The following is a 4,684-nucleotide window of genomic DNA, read 5'->3' on the forward strand; positions in this document are numbered from 1 at the left end:
TGGTGCTCCTGCTCGGTTCACCTGCCGCAGGTGCCCATCGGGTTGTCGGCACCGGCCTGGCCCTCCTGGCCGCGGCAGGGCTTGCCGCGTTGTCGCTGGACCGCCGCGACGCGCTGCCGGGTCCAGACCGGGTCGCCGCGACCGGGCTGGGCTGCGGGGCACCAACGGAAGTCTTGGGCCAGCGGCCACGGACACTGTTTCACCGACGCATCCCGCGCTCGCGGTGATCCTTTCCCGGTTGGTCCGGCGCGGTCACTCACTTCAATCACAGCCAACTGGCAGGAATTTCCAGCCCTTCATCGGCCAGACATTCGGCCATCAGTGCGCGAAACTCGAGACCGGCGTGAGCATAGGCGGTCGGACCCAGATCACCGACGAGAAAGTCCGCGACAGCGAGCGCCATATTGTCCCGTACGTAGGAATCCGACGTCGCGGCCGCGCGCTCAAGCAGCGTGAAGCACCGCGCCAGAAAATCCTCCTGCGAATCCATCGCATCGGTTGCCCGCAGCGCGGGAACGACGAGACCGGTGAAGAGTTCGAAAGCCAAAGAGTACGGATTGTACTTCAAGTGGTCGACGTCCTCGGGGTCCCCGCCCCTCTCGGTGATCGACTTTCTCTCCGCATTGACCTTCCATTCAAATTCTGGAACCTGATCCAATATCTCCCGGAAGAAATTATCAGCAGTGATATCGCCGGCCACCCGATCTCCTTCGAACAGTTCCTGCGCTTACGAAACTACGACATGGGCGGCGCTTCGACATAACAATCATCGAAGAATACACATCCGACGCCCTGACCGTCCGGCACAACGTCCAGCGGGTCGACGACACCCTCCAAAGTGCCTCTAGCTCCTTCCTCCAATCCGTAATTGTAGATATCCATCGGGGCCTGAGCCACGACCACTGCGGAGCCTACGATACCGAAGCCCTTCATGAAACCCTTCATGCGAGTGGGCTCACCGGCCTGCCTGGGGCGCGGGTTGGGCGAACGGTCCCTGGGGCCGACCTCGAACGACTGCCCCATGATGTCGCTCACGGCCTGCGCCGCGAGGGTGTTCCTCCGGGCACCTTCCAAACCCTTCTTGACCGGACCGTTCCCGCTCACATATTTCGACACCTTGCCGGTGACATCATTGGAGTTCAGAGAACCCCACAGCTCCTTGGCCTCGGACTGAGCGATACCGAGATCATCGGCGGAGAGAAGATTCTTTCCGGTCTTCATCTTCTGGATGCGATTACTTTCCAGCAGCGCGGAGAGTCGTCTCATGAGGTCGGCGGCTTTGGATACGTGCCAAGTACCGACTGGTTTTCCGGTATTGAATTCCTGAATGAGCGCCGTGGTCACTTTTCCATTGCCGACGGAAGTTGTGGCAACACCGCGAATATAGATGGACTCCACGATATTTTCCAGATCAGAATTTACGACCACCGGCGGTTTGGCGCGTGGCTTGTTGAGACCTGGGTTCGGGTTTATCAACTTCTGCTTGCGCCGCGCCTCATCCCCGTCCGGATCATAAACCTTGAGACCTGAAGGATCGCTCTTAGTGACGGGGTTGTTGTTGCTGTAGGTGTAGCCGTTGATTTGGAGCGGGTCGGAGACGTCGATGACGGGGTCGGCGGAGATGAAGCGGCCGGTGGTCTGGTCGTATTCGCGGGCGCCGAGCGGGTGATGGTGCCGGTCGTGTCGGTGGTGGCTTCGGTTTCGCCGAGGAAGAGGGTGCTGCCGGACTTGGTGCGCTCCAGCAGGCGGTTGCCGTTCGCGTCGTAGACGTAGTCGGTGCGGTCGGTGAGGGTCCAGTGCTGGGCGCCGGTGTTGTTGCAGGTATAGATCTGCAGGTCGGCGCCGGCTACGGCGTTGGCGCTGGGAATGTCCAGGCAGCGGCCGGCGGCGGCGTTCTTCAGGCTGCCGCCTGCTCCGAGGGTCCACTTCTGGGCGGCACTGCCGTCCAATATGGGAAGGCAAGCTCCCAGTTCCGGCCGACGTTCTTGATCCGGGTGCGCGGGCCGCCCTCCCGCTGGGTCACCAAGACGTAGGAGAACATGCCGCCCTCCCCTTCCTCCTCCATCTCAGCGACGATGGAGAAGAGCCGCAACTGGGCCTCGCGGAACGACCGGACCAGCGGCTACTCCCGGTCGACGGCCACCGATGGATCGAACATGGCCTTGATGTAGACGACCATTACACAGTTCACCTACCGCAACTGGCCGGGGCCTAGGTGTTCGAGCAGTTCGAAAAAGAGGTCCTCTGCCGCCGAGACCGCTTCCTCCGTGCTGAAAACCGCCCGCAAGCCGACGAGGTTCGGTCCGTACCCGGCATTGTCAGACCATCGGGCCGCCTGCTTGACCGCTGTCTCGGGTGGCAAGAAGACGAAGTCGAAGTCCTCGTCATCGTCTTCGCAATAGTCCCTCATGGATTCACGTGCGAGACAGGCCCGCCAGTGGCCGTTCTCCGAGAAGCCGTCGATCTGGATCGCGTCACTGTCGAGAACGAAGGCGCACAGCGTAGGGTGGCCCGTCTCTGCCGCAAGGTCGGCGAGCATCGCAGGGGCGTCGTCCCCCAGTTCAAGACGATCGTACTGACCGACCTGCCACCCGTTCTTCGTGCGCCATTGGTAATCGAGCCCTTCGCTGCGCATGGCGATGGCCCGCAGATCGGTCAGCGCGCTATCGGTGCGGCAGGTCACGAAGGTTCCCCAAAAGCCCATGTCTCCGTCCTCAGCCCTCAGTCTTGACCCGCGAGGCAAGCCGTTGGCGCGCCCACACGACAAAGGCGTTCAGCACGTTTGCGGCCTCAGCTGCCGCTAGGAGTTCGTTGACGTCCTTGCCTGGGGCGTCATCAATCCGCAGGACAATTTCGCGCATCAGGGGGTCCATCCGCCTCATCATCGGCACATCCGAACTGCGCACCGCATCCAGTAGATTCGCCCGGTCCAGCCAGTGCCGCATACGGGGGAACGTCTCATCCCGCAGCGTCTGCCCCAAGGCACGGCCGCAGACCTCACCGCTCCCTTCAGCGTCGAATGCCCACCGCGAGCGGAAAGACCCTTTCTCGTCAGGGCGGTGTGCAGCTTGCGGGGGTGGCATCACCCGGCACGTGACCAGGGCTCCGGAGCTGTCCGGCGCCCTGGTCTCGGTGGGGTGCTGGCGAGTGATCCACCCCCAGTAGGGAACAGGGACCATGAAGAAATTGACATCGAAAACAACCATGGACGGGTCCACGGCGTGAGTTGAGAAGCCCAGCAAGGCTTGGTCCCCGTTGTCGGCGACCAGCCGGAATATCCGGCCCGATTTGGAAAAACCGGACGCCTTCGCGACAGGGCCAACGTATTGCCGGATCAATGCATCCAGGGGATTCATCAAGACACCACGATTCGCTTTCCAATACACCGACCGAAAATGCCGCACTCGGACTCTTACCTGATGCTAGCACTGCCGGTCCGGTCAGCCTTCGCTACCCGACCGGTCAGGCCGCGAGGTCGAACATCGCGGCCGCAACTCTCACGGCGGCAGCGGTCCCGGCTGCAGCTTCACCAGGCCCGGCACCCAGAGCAAGACCACCGATCACAATCATCGGCACCAATAGAGGTGCCTGATTTACTCCATCAGTTCCCTGAGGGACGGTCCCCAGGCCGGGCTGGTAGACGGTGCCGGGGTAATAGCCAGGCCCCGGCCCCGGGGAGGGCGATGGCACCGGCTGCGCAGGCCGCTGTTGGGCGACAGCCGACGGACTGGAAGTCACAACATTATTGAATTTTTTATTGTTCATTCTTCCGTAGATAATCGCACCCTCAGCCGGACCTATCACCTTGTCACCGTTTCCGACATCGTAAGGGCCGCCAATCGTCCACCCCAAGACGGCTCTGTCGCCCCTCGCCTGCAGCCGGTTCACATACCACTGCGCTTCGGGAACAGCCTTGGCCGCGTGGCCGGCGGACTTGACCTCCCACACGTAGTACACATCGTGATGGGGGTCGTAGCCGAGGATGTCCAGAACTCCGTAGGTGCAATCTGCCGAGCCCTTGGTGCTCGGACGCATGCACCTCTTGTTGGCTCCATGGATTCTTTCGGTCTTGTAGATCTCGAAATCCTTGATGCCCATTTTGGCCAGATCGGCCTCGATTTGAATGATGGCACGATCACGGGCCTGGTCGTGCCGAGTGGTCTTGTTTCCGGTCTTGCCCGGCAACGGCGGCGGAGTGCTGCCTGTCGTGCCCCCGCTGCCACCACCGCTGTTGATGGATTTTATGTTGTCGGCGCTGCAGGAGGGGTTGCTGGGGCCGCAGCTTTCGAGGCCGGTGGGGTCGCTGCGGCTGATGGGGTTGTTGTTGCTGTACGCGTAGCCGTTGATCTGGAGCGGGTCGGAGACGTCGATGACGGGGTCGGCGGAGATGAAACGGCCGGTGGACTGGTCGTATTCGCGGGCGCCGAGGTGGGTGAGCCCGGTGGTGGTGTCGTCGATGCCCGCGCCGAGGTAGGTGTGGCGGTTGGGCCAGGTGGTGGGTTTGGTGCCGCGGGTTTCGCCGTAGGGCTTGAAGGAGCGGCGGGTGATGGGCTGGGCGGTGGTTTCCTCGACGGCGGTGGTGGCGGTGCCGAGGGGGTCGCTGAGGAGGACGGTGAGTTTGTGGCCGGTGGTGGCGCCGGTAGTGGTGCGGACGACGACGGGGGCGCCGGCCTGGGCGTAGGCG

Annotated in this window: 7 protein-coding genes and 2 pseudogenes; 1 reads left to right on the forward strand and 8 read right to left on the reverse strand. The window is 62.6% G+C overall.

Going from position 1 to position 4,684, the window contains the following annotated elements:
* A partial coding sequence (locus JWQ81_RS13565) for a hypothetical protein (protein WP_297541280.1) occupies window positions 1-227 on the forward strand: 227 nt, incomplete at its 5' end.
* A gap of 38 nt (window positions 228-265) precedes the next feature.
* Here the strand turns inward: JWQ81_RS13565 and JWQ81_RS13570 are convergent.
* The 8 genes and pseudogenes from JWQ81_RS13570 to JWQ81_RS13595 form a co-directional block, all read right to left on the reverse strand.
* Window positions 266-700 (reverse strand): hypothetical protein, encoded by a 435-nt coding sequence (locus JWQ81_RS13570; RefSeq protein ID WP_297541282.1) that lies wholly within the window; start codon window positions 698-700, stop codon window positions 266-268.
* A gap of 35 nt (window positions 701-735) precedes the next feature.
* Window positions 736-1,398: a hypothetical protein gene (locus JWQ81_RS13575; RefSeq protein WP_297541284.1), complete on the reverse strand. Its 663-nt coding sequence runs from the start codon at window positions 1,396-1,398 to the stop codon at window positions 736-738.
* A 183-nt stretch (window positions 1,399-1,581) separates the two neighbouring features.
* A pseudogene (locus JWQ81_RS44895) lies at window positions 1,582-1,821 on the reverse strand (hypothetical protein); the annotation flags it as partial.
* Window positions 1,731-1,970, reverse strand: a pseudogene (locus JWQ81_RS44900) (RICIN domain-containing protein); the annotation flags it as partial. The pseudogenes JWQ81_RS44900 and JWQ81_RS44895, both read right to left, overlap by 91 nt.
* Window positions 1,898-2,065: a hypothetical protein gene (locus tag JWQ81_RS44905; protein ID WP_366942286.1), complete on the reverse strand. Its 168-nt coding sequence runs from the start codon at window positions 2,063-2,065 to the stop codon at window positions 1,898-1,900. The pseudogene JWQ81_RS44900 and the gene JWQ81_RS44905, both read right to left, overlap by 73 nt.
* A 126-nt stretch (window positions 2,066-2,191) precedes the next feature.
* A complete protein-coding gene (locus JWQ81_RS13585) occupies window positions 2,192-2,704 on the reverse strand; it encodes a hypothetical protein (protein ID WP_297541286.1) in 513 nt (170 codons plus the stop codon).
* 10 nt (window positions 2,705-2,714) lie between these two features.
* Complete coding sequence (locus JWQ81_RS13590; protein ID WP_297541288.1) at window positions 2,715-3,356, reverse strand: hypothetical protein; 642 nt, start codon at window positions 3,354-3,356, stop codon at window positions 2,715-2,717.
* 106 nt (window positions 3,357-3,462) lie between these two features.
* Window positions 3,463-4,684, reverse strand: a 1,222-nt coding sequence (locus JWQ81_RS13595) for an RHS repeat-associated core domain-containing protein (protein WP_297541290.1), incomplete at its 5' end; no start/stop codon positions are given.

Origin of the sequence: Amycolatopsis sp., assembly GCF_025464955.1 — a bacterium.
Classification (GTDB): domain Bacteria; phylum Actinomycetota; class Actinomycetes; order Mycobacteriales; family Pseudonocardiaceae; genus Amycolatopsis.